General features: G+C 47.9%; 2 protein-coding genes. Both read right to left on the bottom strand.

The features are described from left to right. Positions 1-5: 5 nt before the first annotated feature. Positions 6-569 carry an acyltransferase gene (locus AC06L3_RS03975; protein WP_475669324.1) on the bottom strand — a complete coding sequence of 188 codons (564 nt, stop codon included), beginning with the start codon at positions 567-569 and terminating at the stop codon, positions 6-8. Further along, a partial coding sequence (locus tag AC06L3_RS03980; RefSeq protein ID WP_475669325.1) for a (Fe-S)-binding protein occupies positions 569-1,735 on the bottom strand: 1,167 nt, incomplete at its 5' end. The genes AC06L3_RS03975 and AC06L3_RS03980, both read right to left, overlap by 1 nt.

Here is a 1,735-nt window from a genome sequence, read left to right on the forward strand (position 1 = left end):
ATCTCTTACAGTTTTATCAAATTCTCTCCTTCTTCCTTATACTTCCTTCCACACTCGCACTCCAGACTCTCATCCAGCCTCTTTCCGCATTCGCAGACCCATCCCAACTGACGGGCCGGTACTCCTGCCATAAGTGCATAATCCTTCACGTTCTTCGTAACAACAGCACCTGCCGCAATCAAAGCAGATTTGCCCACGGTATGGCCACAAACTACTGTACAGTTTGCGCCAAGTGAAGTGCCTTCTTTAATCAAGGTCTTTGCATAGATTCCGTGAACAGGGAAATGTGCCCGAGGGGTAGTGACGTTGGTGAACACACAGGAAGGTCCGCAGAACACATTATCTTCCACCTCCACACCTTCGTAGAGCGAGACATTGTTCTGGATGCGGACACCATTGCCAACCTTCACGTTATTACCTATGTTTACATTCTGACCGAGAGAGCAATTCTTGCCAATTTGTGCGCCTTTCTGAATGTGGCAGAAGTGCCAGATTTTTGTTCCTTCGCCAATCTGTACGCCATCGTCAACGTATGATGATTCGTGTACGAAATACTTTTTGTCTTCCATTATTTTAAATATTTGTTCAATATCAATATCGGATGAACAGCCTTGACACCTGTTCCGTCCAGAATCTGTTGTCTGCAAGATGTTCCTGGAGCAGCCACTATTGCAGGCTTGCCTTCAGTGGCAACAGCCTTGCGTATGGTCGGGAACAGTACCATTTCGCCTATTGCAAGCGAGGTCTTGTAGTGTTCCGCTTCATAGCCGAACGAACCTGCCATTCCGCAACAACCGGAAGGGATGACGTGAACCGTTGCACCCTTGATCAATCTCAAGGCGGTAGCCGTCTTCTCGACTCCCACCAGCACCTTCTGGTGGCAATGGCCGTGGAGCCAGATATCCACATCACTTTCCTTGAACTGTTCTGACGTTATCCTTTCTGCCTCAACTTCACGCATTATGAATTCATCATATAGGAAGCAGTTCTTTGACAAAGCCAATGCCTCACTCCTCATATCGGCAGGAACCAAATCCGGATATTCATCACGGAAAGTCAGGATACAGGACGGTTCTATTCCTATCAATGGCGCATCAGCAGAAACAATGTCCTTCAGCAGAGAGACATTCTTCAATGCGAACTTTTTGGCAAGTTTCAGGCAGCCCTTCGATATAGCGGCACGTCCGCTCTCCACCTGTTTGGGGATTATCACCTGATAGCCCAGGCGTTCAAGGAGGCTGATAAGCGTTTCAGCAAGTTCCGGTTCATTGTATCTGGTGAATTCGTCGAGGAAGAAATAGACCTTACTGTCACGCTCCACCTTTGAAGTCTTGAATCGTCTGTGATATATTTTCGGTATCGCCCTTTCGGGAGCAAACCTGATGATTTTCTTGATTATTGTAGATGACAGTTTCCAACTCGCAAAGAAATTATAGACAGGAGCTACATACGAGCCGATCCTTTCCACCCAAGCCATTCTCGCCACAGCGAATGAGCGAAGTGGTGTACCTTTTCTGTCATAAATCTGTTGAAGAACTTCTGCACGGATGCGGGTCATATCCACATTCGAAGGGCACTCGCTCCGGCAGCCCTTACAGGCAAGACAACTATCGAGTATCTCCTTGACTTCGGGCGAATCGAAGCCTTCACCATTGGTAAGGCATTCCCTCAGCACATTGGCGCGAGCCCTTGTGGTCTTCAACTCGTCACGACTTTCCTTGAATGCCGGACACAT

This window comes from Candidatus Egerieousia sp., from assembly GCF_056211015.1.